We start from the raw sequence: 24,330 nt of genomic DNA on the forward strand, positions 1-24,330 counted from the left end.
ATGTTCTTATCGCGTGCCCGTCACGGTCACGGTCACGGCGGTGACCTCCCGCGTCGTGCCGTCGCCGGCGACCTCGAGCAGGGCGAGCTCGTGCGGGCCGTCCCCGGCCGGCGCGGCGATGGTCAGCGTGGGGGAGAGGCACAGTTGCAGCTGCAGCGCGGGCCCGGCCGGCGTCTCCCGGTACCCGACGACGCTGCCGGCGTCGCCGCGGACCGGCTCGCCGTCCAGCGTGACGACGTAGGGGGTGTCGTTGGGCCCGGTGAGCCGGAAGCGCAGCGCGGCGCCGGCGTCGACCCGGCTGGAGGCGACGGCGATCGCGGGGGTGCTGCAGTCGGCGGTGAGCGGGACGTCGTCCTGGCCGCGGGCGATCAGGGCGAGCACGGCCATCACCGCGGCGGCGACGGCGAGGACCAGCCAGTGCCGGCCGCGCCGCGGGGCGCCGCTGCCGCCGTCGGGGTCGGCCAGGGTGCGCTCGTCGTTGATGTCCCGCGCCATGCGCAGGCGGTGCCGGCGGTTGGCGGCCTCGAGCTCGGGGTCGGAACGACCACGGACGCCGCCGAAGATGAAGCTCATCGCGCGGCGGCGTCCGTGGTGGTCATGCGCTCAGTGTGCCCCCGGCTCAGGCCTGGGCGCCGTGCTCCGTCGCCGCCGATCCGGCGCCGGCGACGTCGTCGGCCTTGTCGCCGACCTTGGCGCCCTCCTCGGTGCCGGGGGCGCCGACCGGGGCCATCGACCGCAGCAGGATCTGGCTGACGTCGAGCACCTCGACGTGCTCGCCGGCCTCGCCGGCCTGCTGCTTGCTGTTCACCGCGTCGCTCAGCATGGTGATGCAGAACGGGCAGGCGGTGGAGATGACGTCGGGGTCCAGCGCGAGCGCCTCCTCGGTGCGCTCGACGTTGATCCGCTTGCCGATCTTCTCCTCCATCCACATGCGCGCGCCGCCGGCGCCGCAGCAGAACCCGCGGTCCTTGCAGCGGTGCATCTCCTGGGTGGTGAGGCCCTCGACCGAGCCGAGGATCTCGCGCGGCGGCGTGTAGACCTTGTTGTGCCGGCCCAGGAAGCACGGGTCGTGGTAGGTGATCTTGCGGTCGACCGGGGTGACCGGCGTGAGCCGCCCCTCCTCGACGAGCTGGCTGAGCAGCTGGGTGTGGTGGACGACCTCGTACTCGCCGCCGACCTGCGGGTACTCCCGACCGAGCGAGTTGAAGCAGTGCGGGCAGGTCGTGACGATCTTGCGCATGCCCGGCACGCGGCCCTCGAAGACACCGTTGAGGGTCTCGACGTTCTCCTGCGCCAGCATCTGGAAGACGAACTCGTTGCCCATGCGGCGGGCCGGGTCGCCCGAGCAGGTCTCGCCGTCGCCGAGGACGGCGAACTCGACGCCGGCCATGTGCAGCAGGGTGGCGACCGCCTTCGTCGTCCGCTTGGCCCGGTCGTCGACGGCACCGGCGCAGCCGACCCAGAACAGGTACTCGATGTCGTAGTCGAGGGGGCCGTCGGCGACGGTGACCTCGAAGTCGAGCTCCTTCATCCAGTCGTTGCGCACGCTGGCCTGCACGCCCCACGGGTTGCCGCGGTTCTCCAGGTTGCGCAGCATCACGCCGGCCTCGGACGGGAAGCTCGACTCGATGAGCACCTGGTAGCGGCGCATGTCCTCGATGTGGTCGATGTGCTCGATGTCGACCGGGCACTGCTCGACGCAGGCCCCGCAGTTGGTGCAGCTCCACAGGACGTCGGGGTCGATGACCCCGCCCTCCTCGAAGGTGCCGACCAGCGGGCGGTGCGCCTGGGCGTCGTTGGTGCCGGGGATGCGCGCGTAGCCGGAGCTCCAGACCTGCTCGTCGCTGGGCTCGAGGACCGAGTACTCGGCGAAGTCCGGGGCGTTGTCCGACGCCTTGCTCGCGCCGGTGAGGTACGGGGCCTTCGCGTACAGGTGGTCGCGGAGGTCCATGATCACCATCTTGGGGCTGAGCGGCTTGCCCGTGTTCCACGCCGGGCACTGGCTCTGGCACCGCCCGCACTCGGTGCAGGTGGTGAAGTCGAGCATCCCCTTCCAGGTGAAGTCCTCGATCTTGCCGCGACCGAAGATGTCGTCCTCGTCGGGGTCCTCGAAGTCGATCGGCTTGCCGCCGCTCGTCATCGGCAGCAGCGGGCCGAGGGCCGGGGCGTCGGCGTCGGGGTTGCGCTTGAAGTAGATGTTGAAGAACGCGCTGAACCGGTGCCACGCGACGCCCATGTTGAGGATCCGCGAGATCACCACGAGCCAGATCAGCGAGACGACGACCTTGACGAAGGCGATGACGCTGACCAGGTCGGGGCTGTCGGGGAAGAGGGTCGCCAGCGCGCTGGAGATCGGGTGCTGCCAGGCCGGGGTCTCGGTCAGCCCGCTGGCGATGCTCGCCGCCCGGATGCTCAGGATGCAGATGCCGATGGTGAGGACGACGGCCTCGACGAAGTAGCCGCGGCCCTCGTTGGAGCCGGCGAACCGGCTGCTGCGGCCCTGCCGGCGCGGGTGGTCCTTCTGCCGCCGGTAGATCAGGTAGAGGATCCCGACGACGGTGAGCGCGCCGATCAGGTCGACGAACCAGTTCCACAGGAAGAACTCGCCGATCAGCGGCAGGTGGAAGCCGGGGTTCCAGACCTCGCCGAAGGCCTGCACCAGGGTGAGGAACAGGCCGTAGAAGCCGACGAACACGAACCAGTGCGCGACGCCGATCGCCGACCACTTGAGCATCCGGGTGTGGCCGAGGCTCTCGATGAGCATGGCCTTGATGCGCTGGGCGAACGGGCCCTTGCGGCTGTCGTCCGGCTGGCCGGTCCGGATGATCCCGATCATGGCCCGCACCGCGCGGGTGGCGTACACGACGGCCACGATCAGGAACAGGACGGCGATCGTCCCCAGGACGATCTGCAGCGGGCCGGTCATGGTTCTCCCTACTCCCCCGCGGACGCGGCACGGACGCCGTTGCCCGCACCAGCGCACGATAGCTGGCCGTCCGAGAGGCTACTCGCCGGTAACTTCAAGTGCCCCGCGCACGCGATTTCGTGGCCACGATCAGCTCACCTGATCCCCATGGCTCCTCCCTCGTGCTGCCACGTGAGGGAGGAGCCATCGCGGTGGGGGAGGACGCGGTGTCCACAGATCTGCCGTTACCCACGCCGAGGCCGTCGACGGCGGACAAGCTCGGCGGATGCTCCCCGAACTCGCCTCTGCGGCCGACCGACGCATGGGCGTCTTCACCGCCCGGGAGGCCCGCCGCGCCGGCTACCGGCCTGACGAGATCAGCGCAGCGCTGCGCGCTCGGCAATGGCGGTCGGTCAGACGCGGGATCTACATCGAGACAGAGCGCTGGGTCGCCGCATCGGCGGATGCTCGCCTGCGCCATCTCATCGAGTGCGCGGCGGTCCTCGCCGCCCTCGCGCCGGGGCCGGTCCTGAGCCACGAGTCTGCAGCCCGGTTCCACGGGCTGGTCGTGCCCCGGCGCATCCACGGAACGGTCCGGCTCACCGATCGCGGGGAGTGGCGCACCGGTCGGGGCTACCGCATCTCGCCGGCCTCGTTGCCGCCGGGTGACGTCCTCCGTGGCCGGTCCTTCGACGTCACCACGGTCGCGCGCACGCTGGTCGACTGCGCGAGGGAGTGGCCGCTCTGGGACTCCGTCGTCGCCATCGACGCAGCGATCCAGCGCGAGAAGGTGACGAGGGCGGAGCTGGAGGCGGCGGTCCGGGCCGGTAGCCACTGGGTCGGCATCGGCAGCGCCGGGAGAGCGCTGAGCCTCGCGGACGGCCGGGCCGAGTCGCCCCTGGAGACGCGCGGCCGGTTGGCGCTGCTCTCCGAGGGGCTCCCGCGCCCGGAGCTGCAGGTCGAGATCTACGACGGCGATCGCTTCCTCGGCAGAGTCGACGCCTGGTACGACGACGCGGCGGTGGCCGTGGAGCTCGACGGGAAGATCAAGTACCTGGAACCGCGGGACGGGCGGACGCCTGCCGAGGTGGCCTGGGACGAGAAGCGGCGCGAGGACGCGCTCCGGGAGGTCGGTGTCCGCGTGCTCCGGTTGGCCGACGAGGACGTGGGCCGGCTGCGGCGGGAACTGGCGCCACGGCTGCGGCGTCTCCTGGTCGCGCCGTTCGTGGACCCTCGCCGGTTCCGCGTCGTCCGGACCGACGAGCCCGGCGCGCGACCGGACGAAGCAGCCTGAGCCCGAGGACGGCGTCCTCCCCCTCCGCAATGGCTCCTCCCTCCTGCTGCACCGTGGGGGAGGAGGCCGCGGGATCAGGTGAGCTGATCGTGGCCGAGCCCCTCCGTGGAAATTGGTGGGAGGGGCGGGAACACCGGCCGACGGGGTGCCGTTAGGCTGGGCAGGAAAGTTGAGCGCACCGAGCGCAAGGTTGGTGCATCAGCTACCGGAACAGACCCGGCACCACCCCAGCACACACGGAAGAGAGGCCAGCTCCATGGCTCGAGCGGTCGGAATCGACCTCGGCACCACCAACTCCGTCGTGACCGTCCTCGAGGGCGGTGAGCCCACGGTCATCGCGAACTCTGAGGGCTCGCGCACCACCCCGTCGGTCGTGGCGTTCGCCAAGAACGGCGAGGTCCTCGTCGGCCAGTCGGCGAAGAACCAGGCGGTCACCAACGTCGACCGCACCATCCGCAGCGTCAAGCGGCACATGGGTACCGACTGGAAGTCGCCGGAGATCGACGGCAAGCGCTACACCCCGCAGGAGATCAGCGCCCGCATCCTGCAGAAGCTGAAGCGGGACGCCGAGACCTACCTGGGCGAGACCGTCACCGACGCCGTCATCACCGTCCCCGCCTACTTCGAGGACGCCCAGCGCCAGGCCACCAAGGAGGCCGGTGAGATCGCGGGCCTCAACGTCCTGCGCATCGTCAACGAGCCGACCGCGGCCGCGCTGGCCTACGGCCTGGACAAGGGCGAGACCGAGCAGACGATCCTCGTCTTCGACCTCGGTGGCGGCACCTTCGACGTCTCCCTGCTCGAGATCGGGGACGGCGTCATCGAGGTGAAGGCCACCGCCGGTGACAACCACCTCGGCGGCGACGACTGGGACGAGCGGGTCGTCAAGCACCTGGTGCAGACCTTCAACGCGTCCAACGGTATCGACCTGTCCAAGGACAAGCTGGCCATGCAGCGCCTCCGCGAGGCGGCCGAGAAGGCCAAGATCGAGCTGTCCGGCGCGCAGTCGACCAACGTCAACCTGCCCTACATCACCGCCGGCGCCGAGGGCCCGCTGCACCTCGACGTGACCATGACCCGCGCCGAGTTCCAGCGGCTCACGCAGGACCTGCTCGAGCGCACCCGTGCGCCGTTCAACCAGGTCATCCGCGACGCCGGCATCTCCGTCGGCCAGATCGACCACGTCGTCCTCGTGGGCGGCTCGACCCGCATGCCCGCCGTCACCGACCTGGTGCGCGAGCTGACCGGGGGCAAGGAGCCCAACAAGGGCGTCAACCCCGACGAGGTCGTCGCCGTCGGCGCCGCGCTGCAGGCCGGCGTCCTCAAGGGCGAGGTCAAGGACGTCCTGCTGCTCGACGTCACCCCGCTGTCCCTCGGCATCGAGACCAAGGGCGGGATCATGACCAAGCTCATCGAGCGCAACACCACGATCCCGACCAAGCGCTCCGAGATCTTCACGACGGCCGACGACAACCAGCCGTCGGTGCAGATCCAGGTCTTCCAGGGCGAGCGCGAGATGGCGGCCTACAACAAGAAGCTCGGCATGTTCGAGCTGACCGGGCTGCCGCCGGCGCCGCGCGGCGTGCCGCAGATCGAGGTCGCCTTCGACATCGACGCCAACGGCATCGTGCACGTCACCGCCAAGGACCTCGGGACGGGCAAGGAGCAGTCGATGACCATCACCGGCGGCTCGGCCCTCCCCAAGGAGGACATCGAGCGGATGATGAAGGACGCCGAGGCCCACGCCGAGGAGGACAAGCGCCGCCGCGAGGAGGCCGAGACCCGCAACCTGGCCGAGTCGCTGCAGTACCAGACCGAGAAGTTCCTCGCGGAGAACGGGGACAAGATCCCCGCCGACAAGAAGGAGGAGCTCGGCGAGGCGCTGACCGAGCTGCGGTCGGCCCTGGGCGGCTCGGACATCGAGGCGATCAAGTCCGCGCAGGAGAAGGTCGCGCGGGTCTCGCAGGAGGTCGGCGGGGCGCTCTACGCCCAGCAGTCCGAGGCGAACGCCGCGGGCGCCGGTGCCGGTGCCCCGGGTGACGGGCCCGCTCCCGGTGCGACCAGCGGTGGGGACGACGACGTCGTCGACGCCGAGATCGTCGACGACGAGGACACCGACCGCCGATGACCGGACCGCAGTCAGGGGAGGAGCCGCGGGTCGTCATCCGCGACAAGCGGCGCATCGACCCGGCCAGCGGCGAGGTGCGGGTGCCGGCCGGCGAGCAGCCGGCCGGCACCCCGCCGGGACGAGGGGAGCAGATGAGCGAGCAGGAGACGCCGGTGGCGGCCGCCCCGGCGCAGAGCGGTGACGGCGACCCCGCCACCAAGGACGTCGCCCAGCAGCTGGCCGAGCGCACCGAGGACCTGCAGCGGGTCACGGCGGAGTACGCCAACTACCGGCGCCGCGTCGACCGCGACCGCCAGCTCGTCGTCGACCAGGCGGCCGAGCGGTTCGCCGCCCAGCTGTTCCCGATCGTCGACGACATCGAGCGGGCCCGGGACCACGGTGACCTCGAGGGGCCGTTCAAGGTGGTCGCCGACCGGGTCCTCGGGGTCCTCGACGGCCTCGGGGTGACGGCGTTCGGCGTGGCCGGCGACCCGTTCGACCCGTCGCTGCACGAGGCGGTCATGCACGAGACGTCGTCCGACGTCGCCGTGCCGACGGCCAGCACCGTGCTGCGGCAGGGCTTCCGCCGCGGCGACCGCGTGCTGCGCACGGCCATGGTGGCGGTGACCGACCCCGCGGGGCCGGTCGCGCAGGTCACCGACGAGCCCGGCACCGCGGCGTCCGAGTAGCGCAGAGAGGGGGCGTCCGATGAGCACCCGGGACTTCATCGAGAAGGACTACTACGCCGCGCTGGGCGTCCCGAAGGACGCCGACGCCGCGGCGATCAAGAAGGCGTACCGCCAGCTGGCCCGCGACCTGCACCCGGACAAGAACCCGGACAACGCGCAGGCCGAGGCCCGGTTCAAGGAGGTCTCCGAGGCCTACGACGTGCTCTCCGACGACAAGCGGCGCGCCGAGTACGACGAGGCGCGCCGCCTGTTCGGAGCCGGCGCCGGCCGCGGGGGCAGCCCGTTCGGGGGCTTCGGCGGCGGGGGCGGGTTCCCCGGCGGCAGCGGTGGGAGCACCACGTTCGACCTCGGCGACCTGCTCGGCCAGGCCGGTGCCGGGGGCGGCCGGGCCGGCGGTCTGGGCGACCTGTTCGGCGGGCTGTTCGGCGGCGGGACGGGCAGCGCCCGCGCCCGCAGCCAGGCCGCGTCCGGTCCCGCCAAGGGTCAGGACGTCGAGACCGAGGCGACCCTCTCCTTCGAGGAGGCCGTCCTCGGCGTCACCGTGCCGCTGCGGATGCAGAGCCCGGGCGCCTGCCCGACCTGCTCCGGCACCGGCGCCAAGCCCGGCACCTCGCCGCACACCTGCCCGGTGTGCCAGGGCGCCGGGGTGACCAGCCGCAGCCAGGGCGCGTTCGCGTTCTCCGAGCCGTGCCGCAACTGCCGCGGCACCGGCACCGTGATCGACGACCCGTGCCCGACCTGCTCCGGCAGCGGGATCACCTCGCAGACCCGCACGATCACCGTGCGGATCCCGGCGGGGGTCAAGGACGGCCAGCGCATCCGGCTGCCCGGCAAGGGGGCGCCCGGCCGCCGCGGCGGCACGCCCGGTGACCTGTTCGTCGTCGTCCACGTGACCGACCACGAGCTGTTCGGCCGCAAGGGCGACGACCTGACGCTGACCGTGCCGGTCAGCTTCGCCGAGGCGGCGCTCGGCACCACGCTGACCGTGCCGACCCTCGACGGCAGCGTCTCGCTCAAGGTGCCCGCGGGCACCGCGAGCGGGCGCACGCTGCGGGTGCGGGGCCGGGGCGTGCCCGGCAAGACGCGCGCGGGCGACCTTCTGGTCACCGTCGAGGTCGCCGTTCCTGCGAAGCTGTCCCCGGCGCAGCGCAAGGCCGTCGAGGCGCTGGCCGAGGAGCTGGACGACGACCCGAGGCCGCAGATCACGGCCGCGGTGCGGAACGGAGGTGCCCGGTGAGCTCGCCGACGAGGGGGAGGGCGCCGCAGGGCGCCGCCCGCGCGGTGGCCGACGACGCGCCGGTCTTCGTCATCTCGGTCGCGGCCGAGCTGGCCGGCATGCACGCGCAGACGCTGCGCCAGTACGACCGGCTCGGTCTGGTCAGCCCCGGGCGCACCCCGGGCGGCGGGCGGCGCTACAGCCCGCGCGACGTCGCCCTGCTGCGCGAGGTCCAGCGCCTCTCGCAGGAGGACGGTGTCAACCTGGCCGGGATCAAGCGCATCATCGAGCTCGAGTCGCGGGTGGAGGCGCTGCAGGCCCGCGTCCACGAGCTGCTCGAGGAGCTCGAGATGTCGGAGCAACGACGGATGGCCGCCGAGTCCGCGCTGCGGGCCGGCTACGGCTACGGCGGCGACCTGGTGCCCATGCGCCCGTCCACCAACGCCCTCGTCGTCTGGCGACCGCGGGACGACCGGTGAGCACCGAGTCGCACGAGGCCTTCGTCCGCCTCGAACGGGAGATCGGCCTGCTGCTGCGCCGGTCCCGCGCCATCCAGGCGCGGCTGGCCGCCGAGCTGCACCCCGACCTGGACGGCGCCTCGTACGGGCTGCTGGCCCTGCTGCAGGACGCCGGCCCGCTGCGGGCCAGCGACCTGGTCAACCGGCTCGGCCTCGACAAGAGCACGGTGAGCCGGCAGGTCGCCGGCCTCGTCGCGCTCGGGCTGGTCGACCGCGCCGCCGATCCGGAGGACGGGCGGGCCCAGGTGCTGACGCCCTCGGCGGAGGGGTCGGCCCGGCTGGCCCGCATCCGCGAGGCGCGGCGCGCCCGGTGGGAGGCCGACATGGCCGACTGGCCGGCCAGCGACGTCGCGACGCTGGGAGAGCTGCTCGGCCGGCTCAACCGGCTGGGCGAGGCGCGGGAGGCCCGCGAGGCGCGCCAGACGCAGCCGAGCCGCTAGGACGAGACACCGCGCGACGCCCGGACCGCAGGACGGTCCGGGCGTCGTCGCGTTCCGGGAACACTCCGACGGGGTTGTGTGGTTGTTGACAGCAACCAACAAGATGTATGGTTGCCGTCTGCATCTACCTGATCGTCAGAGGAAATCCCGTGTCCGTCACCCCCGCCACGTGCGAGCGCATCACGTCGAGCCTGTCGCAGCTCGTCCGCGCCGGCCGGCACCTCAGTGCCCGCGGTGTCGTCGGCGACCTGCCGTCCTTCGGGCCGGCGCTGCTCGTGCCGCTCGAGCGCGAAGGGGCGCTGCGGCTCAGCGCGCTCGCCCGGCACGCCGGCGTCGACGCCTCGGTGGCCAGCCGGCAGGTCGCCGTGCTGGAGCACGCCGGCCACGTCGAGCGCCGTCCCGACCCGCACGACGGGCGGGCGTCGCTGCTCAGCCTGACCCCCGCGGGCGCCGACGCGCTGGCCGCGGCGCGCGCCGAGCGGACCCACTGGGCCGCCGGGGCGCTGGCCGGCTGGGACGAGCCGGACGCGCGGCGGCTCGGCGAGCTGCTGGAGCGGCTGACCGCCGACCTCGAGACCGCGACCACCCACCGCGAGGAGAACCGTTGAGCACCACCCTCGAGACCCCGGTCGCCGTCGGCCGGACCGCGGCGGACCTGCCGCCGGTCGAGCAGCAGGGGCGCATGAAGCACCGGCAGATCCTGGAGGCGCTCTCCGGGATGCTGCTGGCGATGTTCGTGGCGTTCCTGTCCTCCACCGTCGTCTCCAACGCCCTGCCCACGATCATCGCCGACCTGCGCGGCAGTCAGGGCCAGTACACCTGGGTGGTCACCGCCACCCTGCTCGCGTCGACGGCGTCCACGCCGATCTGGGGCAAGCTCGCCGACCTGTTCAGCAAGAAGCTGCTCATCCAGATCTCGATCGTCGTCTTCATCGCCGGCTCGATGCTGGCCGGCCTCGCCGGCTCGGCCGAGACCCTCATCGCCTGGCGGGTCCTCCAGGGCCTGGGCCTGGGCGGCCTGCAGGCGCTGGTGCAGATCGCGATGGCGGCGATGATCAGTCCCCGCGAGCGCGGCCGGTACTCCGGCCTGCTAGGCAGCACGATGGCCGTGGCCACGGTCGGCGGCCCGCTGCTCGGTGGCGTGCTCGTCGACACCAGCTGGCTGGGCTGGCGCTGGTGCTTCTACGTCGGCGTGCCCTTCGCCGCCGTCGCGCTGGTGCTGCTGCAGCGGACGCTGCACCTGCCGGTCACCCGGCGGAAGGTGACCATCGACTACCTCGGCGCCGCCTTCCTCACCGCCGGCGTCTCGGGCCTGCTCATCTGGGTCACGCTCGCCGGCGAGAGCTTCGCCTGGCTGTCGGCCGAGACCGCCTGGTTCGTCGGTGGCAGCGTGCTGGCGATCGTCGCCTTCGTCGTCACCGAGCTGCGGGCGGCCGAGCCGATCGTGCCGCTGCGGCTGTTCCGCGACCGGACCACGACGCTGGCGATCCTGGCCAGCGTGGCGGTCGGTGTGGCCATGTTCGGCTCGTCGGTGTTCCTCGGCCAGTACCTGCAGGTCTCCCGCGGCTACTCGCCGACGGCGGCCGGCCTGCTCACCGTCCCCATGGTCGGCGGCATGCTGCTCAGCTCCACGGTCTCGGGCGTCCTCATCACCCGGTACGGCCGGTGGAAGCGGTACCTGGTCGCCGGCTCGGTGCTCGTCGTCGCCGGGTTCGCCCTGCTGTCGCGGCTGGACCACGCCACGCCCGTGCTGCTGCTCGGGGTCTTCCTCTTCGTGCTCGGCGTCGGCATCGGCATGACCATGCAGAACCTGGTGCTGGCCGTGCAGAACACCGTGGCCGCCGCCGACCTCGGCGCGGCCAGCTCCGCGGTCGCGTTCTTCCGCAGCCTCGGCGGCACGATCGGCGTCTCGGTGCTCGGCGCCGTCCTGTCCGGCCGGGTCACCGGTCTGATCCGCGAGGGGCTGACGACCCACCCCTCCGTCGCGGCGGCCGTGGCCTCCTCCGGCTCGACGGACGTCGGCCTGGCCGACCTGACCGACGCCCCGCCGGCGCTGCAGGCCCTGATCCGGGTGTCCTACGGCGACGCGACCGGGCGGATCTTCCTGGTCTCCGCGGTGGTCACGGTCGTCGCCGTCGTGGCGATCGCCTTCATCCGCGAGATCGCGCTCAGCACGCAGAACGGCGAGGAGCGCCGCGCCACCGAGTCCGCCTGAGGCGTGGGGAGCGCTCCCTGCGTCCTCGACCCTAGGACGCAGGGATCGCTCCCCGTGCCCGGGGTCTCAGCTCTCCAGGGCGGCGTCGAGGGTGATGTCGACGGCGGCGAGCGCCTTGCTCACCGGGCAGCCCACCTTGGCGGCCTGGGCCGCCTTGTCGAACCCGCCGGCGTCGAGCCCCTCGACCTCGGCTCGCACGGTGAGCTTGATCCCGGTGATCGTGGCGCCGTCCTGCAGGCCGAGCGTGACGTCCGCGGTGACCTCGAGGGACTGCGGCGTGCCGCCGGCCTTGGCGATCTCGTTGGACAGCGCCATCGAGAAGCAGGCCGAGTGGGCGGCGGCGATGAGCTCCTCGGGGCTGGTGGAGCCGCCGGCCTCGTCGGACGTGCGCTTCGGCCAGCTCACGTCGAAGGTGCCGAGCTTGGAGCTGGACAGCTCGACCTGGCCGGAGCCGTCCTGCAGCGTGCCGTTCCAGGCGGTGCGAGCGGTACGGGTGGGCATGGGTCCCTCCAGACGTCGCGGCCGACCCCCTGCTGGACCGGCGCGTCGCCCCTACCCTCCCAGGTCGCGGACCCCCGCGATCAGCAGACGGTGTCGCCGCTGTTGACCCGGTCGACCAGCACCCGCAGGCGGTCCTTGAGGTCGTCGAACTCGCTGGTGTCGAAGCCGATCGCGCCGATCATCGCCTCGGAGATCGGCAGCGCCTTGTCGCGCAGCGCGCGGCCGGTGTCGGTCAGCGCGATGCTCACCGACCGCTCGTCCTCCACCCGCCGGTGGCGGGTGACGAGGCCGGCCGCCGTCAGCCGCTTGAGCAGCGGCGACAGCGTGCCGCTGTCGAGGGCCAGCTTCGACCCGAGCTGGCCGACCGTCTGGTTGTCGTTCTCCCAGAGCAGCATCATCACCAGGTACTGCGGATAGGTCAGCCCCAGCTCGTCGAGCATCGGGCGGTAGCGCGCGGTCACGGCGCGGGATGCGGCGTAGAGCGCGAAGCACAGCTGGTCGTCGAGGACCACGCTCGGAGCCGGCAGGCGGTTCATGCACCGATCCTACGGCTCATTGCGTCGTGCGTTATCACCTCGCGTGCCAGAGACCTCCGTGGGGACGGCGCGCCGCACCCGGCTGGACCCGCGGGCCCGACCGGAGTTGACTGGGGTTGAGCGGAACAGACTCAACCTTGCGGTCGTTGGACCGCGTGACAGACCACCCGGCCGATCCGCCGGCCGCTCCCGAGAGGACCTGCGCCCGAGACCATGGCTCAGAGCAAGCTCACCACCCGTTCCCAGGAGGCCATCGCCGCCGCCCAGCGGCTCGCGGTCGACCGCGGTCAGGCCGCCCTGGAGCCCCTGCACCTGCTCGCCGCGCTGCTGGAGCAGTCGGACGGCATCGCCGTGCCCCTGCTCAAGGCGGTGGGCGCCGAGCCCGCGGACGTCCGCTCGAAGGCCGAGGCCGCGCTGAAGCGGATGCCCAGCGTCACCGGGGCGACGGTCTCCGCGCCGTCGCCGTCCCGCGAGCTGCTGCGCGTCCTCAACCTCGCCTCCGAGCAGGCGAGCGCGCTCGGCGACGAGTTCGTCTCCACCGAGCACCTCCTGGTCGGGCTGGCCGACTCCGACGGCGAGGCCGGCACCGTGCTGAAGAGCTCGGGCGCGACCCGCGACGCGCTCCTGGCCGCCTTCCGCACGGTGCGCGGCAACCGCAAGGTCACCAGTCCCGACCCGGAGAACACCTTCCAGGCGCTGGAGAAGTTCGCCGTCGACCTGACCGACCGCGCCCGCGAGGGCAAGATCGACCCGGTCATCGGTCGCGACACCGAGATCCGCCGCGTCGTGCAGGTGCTCTCCCGCCGGACCAAGAACAACCCGGTCCTCATCGGCGAGCCCGGCGTCGGCAAGACGGCGATCGTCGAGGGCCTGGCCCAGCGGATCGTGGCCGGCGACGTGCCGGAGAGCCTCAAGGGCAAGCGCCTCATGGCGCTCGACCTCGGCGCGATGGTCGCGGGCGCCAAGTACCGCGGTGAGTTCGAGGAGCGGCTCAAGGCCGTCCTGCAGGAGATCACCGAGGCCGAGGGCCAGATCATCACCTTCATCGACGAGCTGCACACGATCGTCGGGGCCGGTGCGACCGGTGACTCCGCCATGGACGCCGGCAACATGATCAAGCCGATGCTCGCCCGCGGCGAGCTGCGCATGGTCGGCGCGACGACGCTCGACGAGTACCGCGAGCACATCGAGAAGGACCCCGCCCTCGAGCGCCGGTTCCAGCAGGTGCTGGTCGGCGAGCCGAGCGTCGAGGACACCATCGGCATCCTGCGCGGGCTCAAGGAGCGCTACGAGGTGCACCACGGCGTCCGCATCACCGACGCCGCGATCGTCGCCGCCGCCACGCTCTCCGACCGCTACGTCACCGCCCGGTTCCTGCCGGACAAGGCGATCGACCTGGTCGACGAGGCGGCCAGCCGGCTGCGCATGGAGATCGACAGCCGCCCGGTCGAGGTCGACGAGATCGAGCGCGTCGTCCGCCGGATGGAGATCGAGGAGATGGCGCTGGCCAAGGAGGACGACGAGTCCTCCCTCGAGCGGCTGGCCGCCCTCCGCGAGGACCTCGCCGACCGGCGCCAGCAGCTCGCCGAGCTGACCGCCCGCTGGCAGCAGGACAAGAGCGCGATCACCCGGATCCAGCAGATCAAGGAGGAGCTGGAGCGGCTGCGCTCCGAGGCCGAGCGCGCCGAGCGCGACGGCGACCTGGCCCGCGTGGCCGAGCTGCGCTACGGCCGGCTGCCCCAGCTGGAGAAGGCGCTCGCCGACGCCGAAGAGGCGGCCGAGCAGGCCTCGATGCTCAAGGAGGAGGTCGGCCCCGACGACATCGCCGACGTCGTCCAGGCGTGGACCGGCATCCCCGCCGGCCGGCTGCTCGAGGGCGAGACCCAGAAGCTGCTGCGCATGGAGGACGAGCTGGCCACGCGGGTCGTCGGCCAGCCCGACGCCGTCCGCGCCGTCTCCGACGCGGTCCGTCGGGCGCGCTCCGGCGTCGCCGACCCCGACCGGCCCACCGGCTCGTTCCTCTTCCTCGGCCCCACCGGCGTCGGCAAGACGGAGCTGGCCAAGGCGCTGGCCGAGTTCCTGTTCGACGACGAGCGGGCGATGGTCCGCATCGACATGAGCGAGTACTCCGAGAAGCACTCGGTGGCCCGCCTGGTCGGTGCGCCTCCGGGCTACGTCGGCTACGAGGCCGGCGGTCAGCTCACCGAGGCGGTGCGGCGGCGCCCGTACACCGTCGTCCTCCTCGACGAGGTGGAGAAGGCGCACCCCGACGTCTTCGACGTGCTGCTCCAGGTGCTCGACGACGGCCGGCTGACCGACGGCCAGGGCCGGACGGTGGACTTCCGCAACACCATCCTGATCCTGACCTCCAACCTCGGCTCGCAGCTGATCGCCGACCAGTCGGTGCCCGAGGAGCGCCGCCGCGACGCCGTGATGGGCGTCGTCCGCGGGCACTTCAAGCCGGAGTTCCTCAACCGGCTGGACGACGTCGTGGTGTTCCGGGCGCTGGGCAGCGAGGAGCTGGCCGGCATCGTCGACATCCAGGTCGGCGTCCTGGCCCGGCGCCTGGCGGCCCGCCGGCTGACGCTCACCGTCAGCGACGCGGCCCGCGAGTGGCTGGCCCTCAACGGGTTCGACCCGGTGTACGGCGCCCGCCCGCTGCGCCGGCTGGTGCAGTCGGCGATCGGCGACCAGCTGGCCAAGGCGTTGCTCGCCGGGGAGATCCGGGACGGCGACGACGTGCTGGTCGACGCCGCGGAGGACTTCGCCGGCGAGAGCGGGCTGACCGTCCGCCGCGCGTGAGCCCGGGCCCGCCCCGTCCTCCCGAGGGGACGGGGCGGGCCGACACGCGGACGGGGTGTGCCCGGGCGGTGCACGGGTCCACCATGATCGTGGGCCGACACCGAGCAGGGAGTGGACATGACGTCAGGGCAGGGCGGCTTCCCGGAGCAGCCGACGGGGCAGCCCGGCAACCAGGGGTGGGACGGCGGGCAGCAGGGCGCACCCGGCCAGGGCGCACCGCCGCCGCAGGGCTACCCCGGGGCCCCGCCCGCGCAGCCGGGCTACCCGCCGGCGCCCGGGTACGGCCCCGCTCCCGCGGCGCCCGCGGCCCAGTGGGGCGGCGGGCCGAAGCCGGTGGAGCGCCCCGCCACCGTGCGCTTCGGCATCGGCGCGTTCGTCGCCAGCCTGATCCTGGGCGTGATCGGCACGATCGTGACCTTCGCCGACCTCGACTCCCTCGTCGACCGCGCGGTGGCCGAGGCGACGGCCCAGGGCGGCACCGTCGACCTCACCGAGGACGCGGTCCGCGCCGTGCTCGTGGTCAGCGCCGTGATCGGCCTGGTCATCGTCGGCCTCGAGGCGATGTTCATGTGGTTCGCCTGGAACGGCCGCAACTGGGCGCGCATCGTCCTGTTCGTCATCGGCGGGTTCGGCATCGTCAGCGGCCTGTTCGCCCTCGGCGGCGGCGACAGCATGATGGTGTCGGGCTTCCTGCAGGGCCTGAGCATCTTCCAGTTCCTGCTGGTCCTGGCCGGTGTCGTCCTGCTGGCGATGAAGCCGTCCAACGAGTGGTACCGGTACCGCGGCTGGCTGCGGGCCACCGGCCAGAGAGGCTGACGGCCGCGCGCCGACGTCCCGCCATGAACCGATCCCGGCCCAGCGCCGAACGACTCCCGTGACCACCACCGAGCAGAGCCCGGCGGCGCCGGCCGGCGCCCGGCCCGAGCCGGGTCCCGACCGGCGCGGGCTGCGCCGGCTGCTCGCGGCGCTGGCCGGGCTGCTCGCCGCCGCGGTGGCCCTGGGCGCCGGGCAGCTCGTCGCCGGGTTCGTCCGGCCGGCGTCGTCGCCGGTGGTGGCCGTCGGCGACGCGGTCATCACGCTGACGCCGGAGGCGGTCAAGAGCTTCGCCATCCGGACCTTCGGCGAGAACGACAAGGTGGCCCTCGTCGTCGGCACGCTGGTCCTGCTGGCGCTCTACGCCCTGGTGCTCGGCGTGCTCGCGCTGCGCCGCCGGTGGCTCGGCGTGGCGGGGATCGCGCTGTTCGGGCTGATCGGCGTGGTCGCCGCGCTCACCCGGCCGGCGGGCGGCCTGCTCGACGCGCTGCCGTCGGTCGTCGGCGCCGCGGCCGGCGTCGTCGCCCTGCTCGCCCTGCTCCGCCCGCTCACCCCGCCGGCCCCCGCCGTCGCCGCGACCGGCACCGGCACCGAGGCCCGCGACGAGGAGGTCGTCGAGCGCCTGCGGGCCGCGCTGGCCATGGGCGACCGCAAGGGCGCCGGCCTCGACCGCCGCCGCTTCTTCGTCACCAGCGGGGTCGCCCTCGGCGTCGCCGCGCTGGCCGGTGGCGGCGGCCAGCTGCTGCGCCGGCGCTTCGACGTCGCCGACGCCCGCGGCGACATCACGATGCCCACCCCGGCCTCGCCGGCGGCCCCCCTGCCGCGCGGCGCCGACCTCGCCGAGCAGGTCGACGGCCTGACCCCGCTGTTCACGCCCAACCGCGACTTCTACCGGGTGGACACGGCGATCACGACGCCGCAGATCCGCCCCGCCGAGTACCGGCTGACGCTGTCCGGGATGTTCGACCAGCGGCGCACCTTCACGCTGCAGGACCTCTTCGACCGCAGCGACCTGATCGAGCGGGACATCACCCTGACCTGCGTGTCCAACGAGGTCGGCGGCGAGCTCGCCGGCACCGCCCGCTGGATCGGCGTCCCGCTCGGCGACTTCCTGCGGGAGAACGGGATCCAGGACGGCTCGACGCAGCTGGTCTGCCGATCCACCGACGGCATGACGATCGGCGCCCCCACCGGCGCCGCGCTGCGCACCCCCGACGCGATGCTCGCCTTCGGCATGAACGGCGAGCCGTTGCCGGTCGAGCACGGGTTCCCGGTCCGCATGATCATCCCCGGGCTCTACGGCTACGTCTCCGCCTGCAAGTGGCTGACCGAGATCGAGGCCAGCACCTTCGAGGCCTTCGACGCCTACTGGGTCGAGCGCGGCTGGGCCGCGCAGGGCCCGATCAAGACCGCCGCGCGGATCGACACCCCCGGTCCGCTGCGGCCCGTCCGCGCCGGCCGGCGGGCGGTCGCCGGCGTGGCCTGGGCGCAGGGCCGCGGCATCAGCAAGGTCGAGGTCCGGATCGACGACGGCGACTGGCAGGAGGCCGAGCTCTCCCCCGAGGTCGACGCCGACGTCTGGCGGCAGTGGGTGCTGCCCGTGGACCTCGACGGCGGCCACCACGAGATCACCGTCCGCGCGACCGACGGCGGCGGCGACCTGCAGACCGAGGACCGCGCCTCGCCGTTCCCCGACGGCGCCAGCGGCTGGCACTCCGTGCGGGTCCTCGTCACCTAGCCGCACCACCCCCGATACCCGTCACCGGCACCGTGGCCGGCGACGCGATCCCGGCCGCCCGCAGGACGGTCCGGGCGCACCACCCCGCCCCGCGACATGCTGTGCACCGGCCACGCCGGCGCGCGGCGTCTCGCACGGACAGGACAGGAGCACCCCCCCGTGAAGAGCACCACCCTCACCCGCGGCGCGATCTTCCCCGCCGCCGTCGCGCTGGCCCTCACCCTGGGCGCGTGCAGCTCCGACGGCTCGTCGGACGCCGGCAGCGCCTCGGGCTCGGAGAGCAGCTCCCCGGCGACCTCGTCCGGGATGGCCGAGGAGACCGGCCCCACGTCCGACCAGCCGTTCGGGGCGGCCTGTTCCCAGGTGCCGGCCGAGGGGGCGGGCAGCTTCGCCGGGATGAGCACCGCCCCGGTGGCCAGCGCCGCGAGCAGCAACCCTGTCCTGTCCACCCTGGTGCAGGCGGTCACCGCGGCCAACCTCGTCGACTCGCTCAACGCCCAGGAGGACGTCACCGTCCTGGCCCCGGCGAACCCGGCGTTCGCGGCGATCCCGCCCGACCAGCTCGGCGCCGTCCTCGCCGACGTGCCGCAGCTGACCTCGATCCTCACCCACCACGTGATCCAGGGGCGGCTGGCGCCCGACGAGCTCGCCGGTGAGCACACCACCCTGAACAACGACACCGTGGCCATCGAGGGCTCCGGCGAGGACTTCACGATCAGCGGCGAGCAGACGATCACCGCGCAGCCGGCGTCGGTGATCTGCGGCAACGTGCAGACGGCGAACGCGACCGTCTACATCATCGACCAGGTGCTGGCGCCCGAGGCCGCCGCCTGAGCGGCCGTTAGGTTGGCGCCATGACGGCCGCCCCCGCCCTCCCGGACCGTGACCGACTGCTCGAGCTCGTCGTCGAGCTGGCCGTCGTGCACGGGAAGGTGACCCTCTCCTCCGGCCGCGAGGCCGACTGGTACATCGACATGCGCCGGCTGACCCTGCACCACGAGGGCGCGCCGCTGGTGGGCCGCGTGATGCGCCAGCTCACCCGCGACCTGCGCTACGACGTGGTCGGGGGGCTCACCCTCGGCGCCGACCCGGTCGCGACGGCGATGCTGCACGCGGCCGCCGACGGCGAGGGCTTCCTCGACGCCTGCGTCGTGCGCAAGGCCGGCAAGGCGCACGGCCTGCAGCGGCGGATCGAGGGGCCCGACGTCGCTGGGCGGGCGGTCCTGGTCGTGGAGGACGTCTCCACGACCGGCAGCAGCCCGCTGACCGCCGCGGAGGCGCTGCAGGAGGCCGGCGCCGAGGTCATCGGCGTCGCGGTGATCGTCGACCGCGGCGGGCGGGCCGCGGTCGAGCAGGCCGGCCTCGCGTACCACGCGGCGTTCGAGCTGGCGGACCTCGGCCTCAGCTGAACCCGGCGAGATCGGCGTTCTCGCACGCTCCCGCGGGCGAAGACGTGCGAGACCGCCGATCTCGCCGGGCAGCGGGTCGTACGGTGTGACCGTGACCACCGTGACGGCGACGTGGGTCGCCGAACTGACCGACGCGCTCGGCGCGGACGGTGTGCTGACCGACCCCGACGTGACGGCGGCCTACGCCCGCGACCAGGCGATGCTGGCCGAGGCCGGCACCCCGGCCGCGGTCGTGTTCCCCCGCAGCACCGCCGAGGTGTCCGCGGTCATGCTGGTCGCGAGCCGGCACGGGGTGCCCGTCGTCCCGCGCGGCGCCGGCTCCGGCCTGGCCGGGGCGAGCAACGCCGTCGACGGGGCCATCACGCTGGTCATGACCCGGATGGACGCCGTCCTGGAGGTGTCCCCGGCCGACCGGCTGGCCGTCGTCCAGCCCGGTGTCGTGAACAAGGCGCTGCGCGACGCCGTCGCCGGGCACGGGCTGTTCTACCCACCCGACCCGTCCAGCTACGACTGGTGCACGATCGGCGGCAACCTCTCGCAGAACTCCGGCGGGCTGTGCTGCGTCAAGTACGGCGTCACCACCGACTACGTCCTGGGCCTGGAGGTCGTGCTCGCCGACGGGCGGGTGCTGCGCACCGGCCGGCGCACCGTCAAGGGCGTCGCCGGCTACGACCTGGCCCGCCTGTTCGTCGGCTCCGAGGGGACGCTCGGCGTCATCACCGAGGCGACGCTGCAGCTGCGCCCGGCCCCGAAGCCCCCGGTCACCCTCGTGGCCACCTTCGCCACCACGGCGCAGACCGGCGAGGTCGTCGAGCGGGTGGTCACCTCCGGGCTGGTGCCCAGCCTGCTCGAGGTCATGGACAACACCTGCATCTGCGCGGTGGACGACCTGCTCAAGGCCGACCTCGACCGCGACGCGCACGCCCTGCTGGTCGCCCAGTCCGACGCCGGCGGCGAGGCGGCCGCGCAGGAGATCGAGGCGCTGGCGCAGCTGTGCCGCGACGCCGGCGCCGACCTCGTGCACGCCACCGACGACCCGGCCGAGGGCGACCTGCTGCTGGCCGCCCGGCGCATGGCGCTGCCGGCCCTCGAGACCCTGGGCAGCACCCTGATCGACGACGTCGCCGTCCCCCGCTCGCGGATCGCCGGGTTCCTCGACGGCTGCGACGCGATCGCCACCGGGCGCGGGCTCACCATCGGCGTCGTCGGGCACGCCGGCGACGGCAACATGCACCCGACGATCTGCTTCGACGCGACCGACGCCGAGGAGCGCGCCCGCGCCTTCGCGGCCTTCGACGACATCCTCGAGCTCGGCCTCTCCCTCGGCGGCACGGTCACCGGCGAGCACGGCATCGGGTCGATCAAGGTCGACTGGCTCGAGCGCGAGATCGGCCCGGTCGCGCTGGACGTGCACCGGGCGATCAAGGACGCGCTGGACCCGCAGGGCCTGCTCAACCCGGGCAAGGTGCTGCGCCGCGCCCCGGTCGGCGCCCTCGCCGACGTCGCCGCGCTCAGCGGGCGGTGACACGCTGTCGCTCGTGAGCGACGCCAAGAAGCGGCTCGTGGTCATCGGCGGGGACGCCGCGGGGCTGTCCGCGGCCACCCAGGCCCGACGCCTGCGCGGCCCGGACGAACTCGACATCCTCGTGCTGGAGCAGGGCCCCGAGGCCTCGTACTCCGCCTGCGGCATCCCGTACTGGGTGGGCGACGTCGTCGCCGACCGGGACGCCCTCATCGCCCGCACGCCGGTCGACCTCGCCGCCCAGGACATCACCGTCCGCACCGGCACCCGCGCCGAGGGGATCGACCTCGACGCCGGCACGGTGGCGGCCGGCAGGCGGCGGATCGGCTTCGACACGCTCGTCGTCGCCACCGGCGGCCGGCCGCTGCGGCCCGACGTGCCCGGCCTGGACGCCGACGGCGTCTTCGGCGTGCACCGGCTCTCCGACGGCGCCGCCATCCGGGCCGCGCTGGCGGCGGGCGCCCGGCGGGCCGTCGTCCTGGGCGGGGGCTACATCGGCCTGGAGATGGCCGAGGTGCTGCAGCTGCGCGGGCTGCAGGTCACCGTCGTCCTGGCCGATCCGCAGCCGATGGCCCAGCTGGACGCCGACATGGGCGAGCGGGTCCGCAAGGCCATGGGCGACATGGGCCTCGACGTGCAGACCGACCAGCCGGTGCGGGAGATCGAGACCGACGCCGACGGCGCGGTGACCGCGGTGCGCACCGACGTCGGCCGCTACCCCTGCGACCTCGTCGTCCTCGGGCTGGGCATGGGCCCGGAGGTGGCGCTGGCCGAGGCCGCCGGGATCCGGCTGGGCAGCACCGGCGCCATCGACGTCGACCGCACCCAGCGCAGCCGCTCGCACGAGCAGGTGTTCGCCGCCGGCGACTGCGCGCAGACCGTGCACCGGCTCACCGGCGACCCGGTGCACGTCGCGCTGGGCACGCACGCCAACAAGCAGGGCCGGGTGGCCGGCTCGGTGATCGGCGGGCGGCCGGCCCGCTTCGCCGGCGTCCTCGGGACGGCGGTGACCAAGGTGGGGGAGCTGGAGATCGCCCGCACCGGCCTGTGCACCACGCAGGCCGAGGACGGCGGGTTCGACGTCGTCGCCGAGACCGTCGAGGGGACGACGAAGGCCGGCTACTACCCCGGCGCCGACCCGATCGCGGTCAAGGTGCTCACCGAGCGCGGGTCGGGGCTGCTGCTGGGCGCGCAGATCGTCGGCGGGCCGGGCAGCGGCAAGCGGATCGACGTCCTGGCCACCGCGATCTGGGCCGGTCTGACCGCCGAGGAGCTGGCCGGCTCCGACCTCTCCTACGCGCCGCCGTTCTCGCCCACCTACGACCCGGTGATCGTCGCCGCCCGCGTGGCCAGCCGGGTGGAGCGCGGGTGACCGGGGACATCCGTGGCGCGGACTGGTACGGCGAGGACATCGGCGGGCAGCAGCACAGCGGGGTGTCGTTCAGCGGCGTGGACCTGTCGGAGGTCACCGACGACGGCGCCGTCTTCGAGGACTGCACGTTCCACGACTGCCGGTTCAACGGCTCGCGGCACACCGAGGCGGCGTTCCTCAACTGCACCTTCACCGGCTGCTCGTTCTTCGAGGCGGAGTTCGACCGGTGCAAGCTCGTCGGCAGCCGGTTCGACCGGTGCTCGTTCGACCTGCTCACCGTCACCGGCGGCGACTGGTCGTTCGTCGGGCTGGCCGGCGCCGACCTGGCGCGGGCGTCGGTCACCGGGGCGCGGATGCGGGAGGCCGACCTCTCGGGGGCCCGCTGCACCGGGGCGGTGCTGCGCGACCTGGACCTCTCCGCCGCCGAGCTCGGCGGCGCCGACCTCTCCCGCGCCGACCTGCGCGGCTCCGACCTGACCGCCCTCGACCCGGCCGCCGTGGAGCTGCGCGGGGCGGTGGTGGACCTCGCGCAGGCCGTCGTCCTCGTGACCGCGCTGGGGCTGCGGGTCGAGCCGTGATCGGGCGGCTGCCGCAGCCGGTGGCCCGGGTGGGATGCTGACCGCGAGTACGCCGCCGACGCGAGGAGTGCCAGGGATGCCCATCGCGACCCCTGAGGTCTACGCCGACATGATCCGCCGGGCGAAGGAGGGCGGGTTCGCCTACCCGGCGATCAACTGCACGTCGTCCGAGACGGTCAACGCCGCGCTGCGCGGGTTCGCCGACGCCGGCAGCGACGGGATCATCCAGTTCTCCACCGGCGGCGCGGAGTTCGCCTCCGGCACGAGGGTCAAGGACATGGTCACCGGCGCGGTCGCGATGGCCGAGTTCGCGCACGTCGTGGCGGAGAAGTACCCGGTCAACGTCGCGCTGCACACCGACCACTGCCCCAAGGACAAGCTCGACGCCTACGTGCGGCCGCTGATCGCGCTGTCCCAGGACCGCGTCGACGCCGGCCAGGAGCCGCTGTTCCAGTCGCACATGTGGGACGGCTCGGCGATCGACCTGGAGGAGAACCTGCAGGTCGCCGAGGAGCTGATCGACAAGACCGCCGCGGCGAAGATCGTGCTGGAGCTGGAGATCGGCGTCGTCGGCGGCGAGGAGGACGGCGTCGCGCACGACATCAACGAGAAGCTCTACACCGCCCCCGGCGACTTCGTGGCGACCGCCAAGGCCCTCGGCCTCGGCGAGCGCGGCGTCTACCTGCTCGCGGCGACCTTCGGCAACGTGCACGGCGTCTACAAGCCGGGCAACGTCAAGCTGCGCCCCGAGATCCTCAAGCAGGGCCAGGACGTCGTCGCCCAGGAGTTCGGCCTCGGCGACGGCGCCAAGCCCTTCAACTTCGTCTTCCACGGCGGTTCGGGCTCGGCGCAGTCGGAGATCCGCGAGGCGCTGTCCTACGGCGTGGTGAAGATGAACGTCGACACCGACACCCAGTACGCCTTCACCCGCCCGATCGCCGGGCACATGTTCAGCAACTACGACGGCGTGCTCAAGGTCGACGGCGAGGTCGGCAACAAGAAGGCCTACGACCCGCGCAGCTACCTCAAGGCCGCCGAGACGAACATGGCCGCGCGCGTCGTCGAGGCCTGCGAGGACCTGCTGTCGGCCGGCCAGTCGCAGGGCGCCTGATGACCCACTCGCACCAGAACCTGCTGGGGGAACCGCCGGCCACCCTGCTGCCCGCCAACGACGAGGCGGCGGGGGAGCTGGCCGACGGCGTCCCGGCGGCCGAGGTGGCGGCGCACCACCCCACCTTCAGCGCGGCGTGGGCGGCGCTGGCCGAGGAGGCCATCGACCGCCCCGAGCGGCAGCTCGGCGACACGATCGAGGCCTACGCCTACGCCCGCACCGGCTACCACCGCGGGCTGGACGCGCTGCGCCGCAACGGCTGGAAGGGCTACGGCCCGGTGCCGTGGGCGCACGAGCCCAACCGCGGCTTCCTGCGCTGCGTCACGGTGCTGGCGCGGGCCGCCGAGGCGATCGGCGAGACCGCCGAGCAGGAGCGCTGCACCCAGCTGCTGCGCGACTGCGACCCGACGCTCGCCCCCTGACCCGCGCGGGGGGGGGGGGGGGGGGGGGGGGGGGGGGGGGGGGGGGGGGGGGGGGGGGGGGGGGGGGGGGGGGGGGGGGGGGGGGGGGGGGGGGGGGGGTGTTTGTGGGGTCGTGGGTGGGGTGTTTTTTGTTTGGGTGTGA

The 24,330-nt window shown here is 73.4% G+C and carries 22 protein-coding genes; 18 read left to right on the top strand and 4 right to left on the bottom strand.

The genetic code is table 11. The features are described from left to right. Positions 1–6: 6 nt before the first annotated feature. Both ACI797_RS24890 and ACI797_RS24895 read right to left on the bottom strand, forming a co-directional pair. Positions 7–573 (bottom strand): hypothetical protein, encoded by a 567-nt coding sequence (locus ACI797_RS24890; protein WP_456862442.1) that lies wholly within the window; start codon positions 571–573, stop codon positions 7–9. Positions 574–619: 46 nt separating this feature from the next. After that, complete coding sequence (locus tag ACI797_RS24895) at positions 620–2,926, bottom strand: (Fe-S)-binding protein (RefSeq protein WP_456862444.1); 2,307 nt, start codon at positions 2,924–2,926, stop codon at positions 620–622. A 265-nt stretch (positions 2,927–3,191) separates the two neighbouring features. On the opposite strand from ACI797_RS24895, the gene ACI797_RS24900 reads away from it, so the two are divergent. The 8 genes from ACI797_RS24900 (at position 3,192) to ACI797_RS24935 (ending at position 11,384) form a co-directional block, all read left to right on the top strand. After that, on the top strand, positions 3,192–4,199 hold the full coding sequence (locus ACI797_RS24900; protein ID WP_456862446.1) for a type IV toxin-antitoxin system AbiEi family antitoxin domain-containing protein: 1,008 nt from the start codon (positions 3,192–3,194) through the stop codon (positions 4,197–4,199). Between the two features lie 256 nt (positions 4,200–4,455). Beyond that, positions 4,456–6,327, top strand: a complete 1,872-nt coding sequence (gene dnaK / locus ACI797_RS24905) for a molecular chaperone DnaK (protein WP_456862448.1) — start codon at positions 4,456–4,458, stop codon at positions 6,325–6,327. Beyond that, the gene (gene grpE, locus ACI797_RS24910) at positions 6,324–6,995 is read left to right on the top strand and encodes a nucleotide exchange factor GrpE (RefSeq protein ID WP_456862450.1); all 672 of its coding nucleotides are present in this window, start codon (positions 6,324–6,326) and stop codon (positions 6,993–6,995) included. The genes dnaK and grpE overlap by 4 nt, the downstream gene beginning before the upstream one ends. Positions 6,996–7,014: 19 nt before the next feature. Next, positions 7,015–8,232 (top strand): molecular chaperone DnaJ, encoded by a 1,218-nt coding sequence (gene dnaJ, locus ACI797_RS24915; protein WP_456862452.1) that lies wholly within the window; start codon positions 7,015–7,017, stop codon positions 8,230–8,232. Further along, the gene (locus ACI797_RS24920; protein ID WP_456862454.1) at positions 8,229–8,690 is read left to right on the top strand and encodes a heat shock protein transcriptional repressor HspR; all 462 of its coding nucleotides are present in this window, start codon (positions 8,229–8,231) and stop codon (positions 8,688–8,690) included. Before dnaJ ends, ACI797_RS24920 begins: the two co-directional genes overlap by 4 nt. Further along, positions 8,687–9,169, top strand: coding sequence for a MarR family winged helix-turn-helix transcriptional regulator (locus ACI797_RS24925; RefSeq protein ID WP_456862455.1), 483 nt, complete (start codon positions 8,687–8,689; stop codon positions 9,167–9,169). The genes ACI797_RS24920 and ACI797_RS24925 overlap by 4 nt, the downstream gene beginning before the upstream one ends. A 149-nt stretch (positions 9,170–9,318) precedes the next feature. Continuing rightward, positions 9,319–9,777 carry a MarR family winged helix-turn-helix transcriptional regulator gene (locus ACI797_RS24930; RefSeq protein WP_456862457.1) on the top strand — a complete coding sequence of 153 codons (459 nt, stop codon included), beginning with the start codon at positions 9,319–9,321 and terminating at the stop codon, positions 9,775–9,777. Then, entirely contained in the window at positions 9,774–11,384 is a 1,611-nt protein-coding gene (locus ACI797_RS24935) for a DHA2 family efflux MFS transporter permease subunit (RefSeq protein ID WP_456862459.1), read from the top strand. Before ACI797_RS24930 ends, ACI797_RS24935 begins: the two co-directional genes overlap by 4 nt. Before the next feature lie 66 nt (positions 11,385–11,450). On the opposite strand, the gene ACI797_RS24940 is transcribed toward ACI797_RS24935, so the two are convergent. Both ACI797_RS24940 and ACI797_RS24945 read right to left on the bottom strand, forming a co-directional pair. After that, entirely contained in the window at positions 11,451–11,885 is a 435-nt protein-coding gene (locus tag ACI797_RS24940; protein WP_456862461.1) for an OsmC family protein, read from the bottom strand. Between the two features lie 80 nt (positions 11,886–11,965). Beyond that, the gene (locus ACI797_RS24945; protein WP_456862463.1) at positions 11,966–12,421 is read right to left on the bottom strand and encodes a MarR family winged helix-turn-helix transcriptional regulator; all 456 of its coding nucleotides are present in this window, start codon (positions 12,419–12,421) and stop codon (positions 11,966–11,968) included. A 213-nt stretch (positions 12,422–12,634) separates the two neighbouring features. Between ACI797_RS24945 and clpB the strand changes: the two genes are divergently transcribed. The 10 genes from clpB (at position 12,635) to ACI797_RS24995 (ending at position 24,188) form a co-directional block, all read left to right on the top strand. Beyond that, on the top strand, positions 12,635–15,223 hold the full coding sequence (gene clpB, locus ACI797_RS24950; protein ID WP_456862464.1) for an ATP-dependent chaperone ClpB: 2,589 nt from the start codon (positions 12,635–12,637) through the stop codon (positions 15,221–15,223). 117 nt (positions 15,224–15,340) lie between these two features. Continuing rightward, entirely contained in the window at positions 15,341–16,039 is a 699-nt protein-coding gene (locus ACI797_RS24955) for a hypothetical protein (protein WP_456862465.1), read from the top strand. A 58-nt stretch (positions 16,040–16,097) separates the two neighbouring features. After that, positions 16,098–17,774: a molybdopterin-dependent oxidoreductase gene (locus ACI797_RS24960; protein WP_456862466.1), complete on the top strand. Its 1,677-nt coding sequence runs from the start codon at positions 16,098–16,100 to the stop codon at positions 17,772–17,774. A 159-nt stretch (positions 17,775–17,933) separates the two neighbouring features. After that, positions 17,934–18,608: a fasciclin domain-containing protein gene (locus ACI797_RS24965; protein WP_456862467.1), complete on the top strand. Its 675-nt coding sequence runs from the start codon at positions 17,934–17,936 to the stop codon at positions 18,606–18,608. 20 nt (positions 18,609–18,628) lie between these two features. Continuing rightward, positions 18,629–19,183 (top strand): orotate phosphoribosyltransferase, encoded by a 555-nt coding sequence (pyrE, locus tag ACI797_RS24970; RefSeq protein ID WP_456862469.1) that lies wholly within the window; start codon positions 18,629–18,631, stop codon positions 19,181–19,183. 91 nt (positions 19,184–19,274) lie between these two features. Further along, a complete protein-coding gene (locus tag ACI797_RS24975) occupies positions 19,275–20,708 on the top strand; it encodes an FAD-binding oxidoreductase (protein ID WP_456862471.1) in 1,434 nt (477 codons plus the stop codon). Between the two features lie 13 nt (positions 20,709–20,721). Then, entirely contained in the window at positions 20,722–22,077 is a 1,356-nt protein-coding gene (locus ACI797_RS24980; RefSeq protein WP_456862472.1) for an FAD-dependent oxidoreductase, read from the top strand. Further along, a complete protein-coding gene (locus ACI797_RS24985) occupies positions 22,074–22,655 on the top strand; it encodes a pentapeptide repeat-containing protein (protein WP_456862474.1) in 582 nt (193 codons plus the stop codon). Before ACI797_RS24980 ends, ACI797_RS24985 begins: the two co-directional genes overlap by 4 nt. Positions 22,656–22,731: 76 nt before the next feature. After that, entirely contained in the window at positions 22,732–23,766 is a 1,035-nt protein-coding gene (fbaA, locus tag ACI797_RS24990) for a class II fructose-bisphosphate aldolase (protein WP_456862476.1), read from the top strand. Continuing rightward, entirely contained in the window at positions 23,766–24,188 is a 423-nt protein-coding gene (locus tag ACI797_RS24995) for a DUF3151 domain-containing protein (protein WP_456540372.1), read from the top strand. Before fbaA ends, ACI797_RS24995 begins: the two co-directional genes overlap by 1 nt. Positions 24,189–24,330 lie beyond the last annotated feature (142 nt).

This window comes from Geodermatophilus sp. SYSU D00691 (assembly GCF_054050275.1).

Bases quoted from the DNA above. Each gene is read 5' to 3' on its own strand.
- ACI797_RS24890 (WP_456862442.1), bottom strand. From the start codon at position 573: ATGAGCTTCATCTTCGGCGGCGTCCGTGGTCGTTCCGACCCCGAGCTC.
- ACI797_RS24895 (WP_456862444.1), bottom strand. From the start codon at position 2,926: ATGACCGGCCCGCTGCAGATCGTCCTGGGGACGATCGCCGTCCTGTTC.
- ACI797_RS24900 (WP_456862446.1), top strand. From the start codon at position 3,192: ATGCTCCCCGAACTCGCCTCTGCGGCCGACCGACGCATGGGCGTCTTC.
- dnaK (WP_456862448.1), top strand. From the start codon at position 4,456: ATGGCTCGAGCGGTCGGAATCGACCTCGGCACCACCAACTCCGTCGTG.
- grpE (WP_456862450.1), top strand. From the start codon at position 6,324: ATGACCGGACCGCAGTCAGGGGAGGAGCCGCGGGTCGTCATCCGCGAC.
- dnaJ (WP_456862452.1), top strand. From the start codon at position 7,015: ATGAGCACCCGGGACTTCATCGAGAAGGACTACTACGCCGCGCTGGGC.
- ACI797_RS24940 (WP_456862461.1), bottom strand. From the start codon at position 11,885: ATGCCCACCCGTACCGCTCGCACCGCCTGGAACGGCACGCTGCAGGAC.
- ACI797_RS24945 (WP_456862463.1), bottom strand. From the start codon at position 12,421: ATGAACCGCCTGCCGGCTCCGAGCGTGGTCCTCGACGACCAGCTGTGC.
- clpB (WP_456862464.1), top strand. From the start codon at position 12,635: ATGGCTCAGAGCAAGCTCACCACCCGTTCCCAGGAGGCCATCGCCGCC.
- ACI797_RS24955 (WP_456862465.1), top strand. From the start codon at position 15,341: ATGACGTCAGGGCAGGGCGGCTTCCCGGAGCAGCCGACGGGGCAGCCC.
- pyrE (WP_456862469.1), top strand. From the start codon at position 18,629: ATGACGGCCGCCCCCGCCCTCCCGGACCGTGACCGACTGCTCGAGCTC.
- fbaA (WP_456862476.1), top strand. From the start codon at position 22,732: ATGCCCATCGCGACCCCTGAGGTCTACGCCGACATGATCCGCCGGGCG.
- ACI797_RS24995 (WP_456540372.1), top strand. From the start codon at position 23,766: ATGACCCACTCGCACCAGAACCTGCTGGGGGAACCGCCGGCCACCCTG.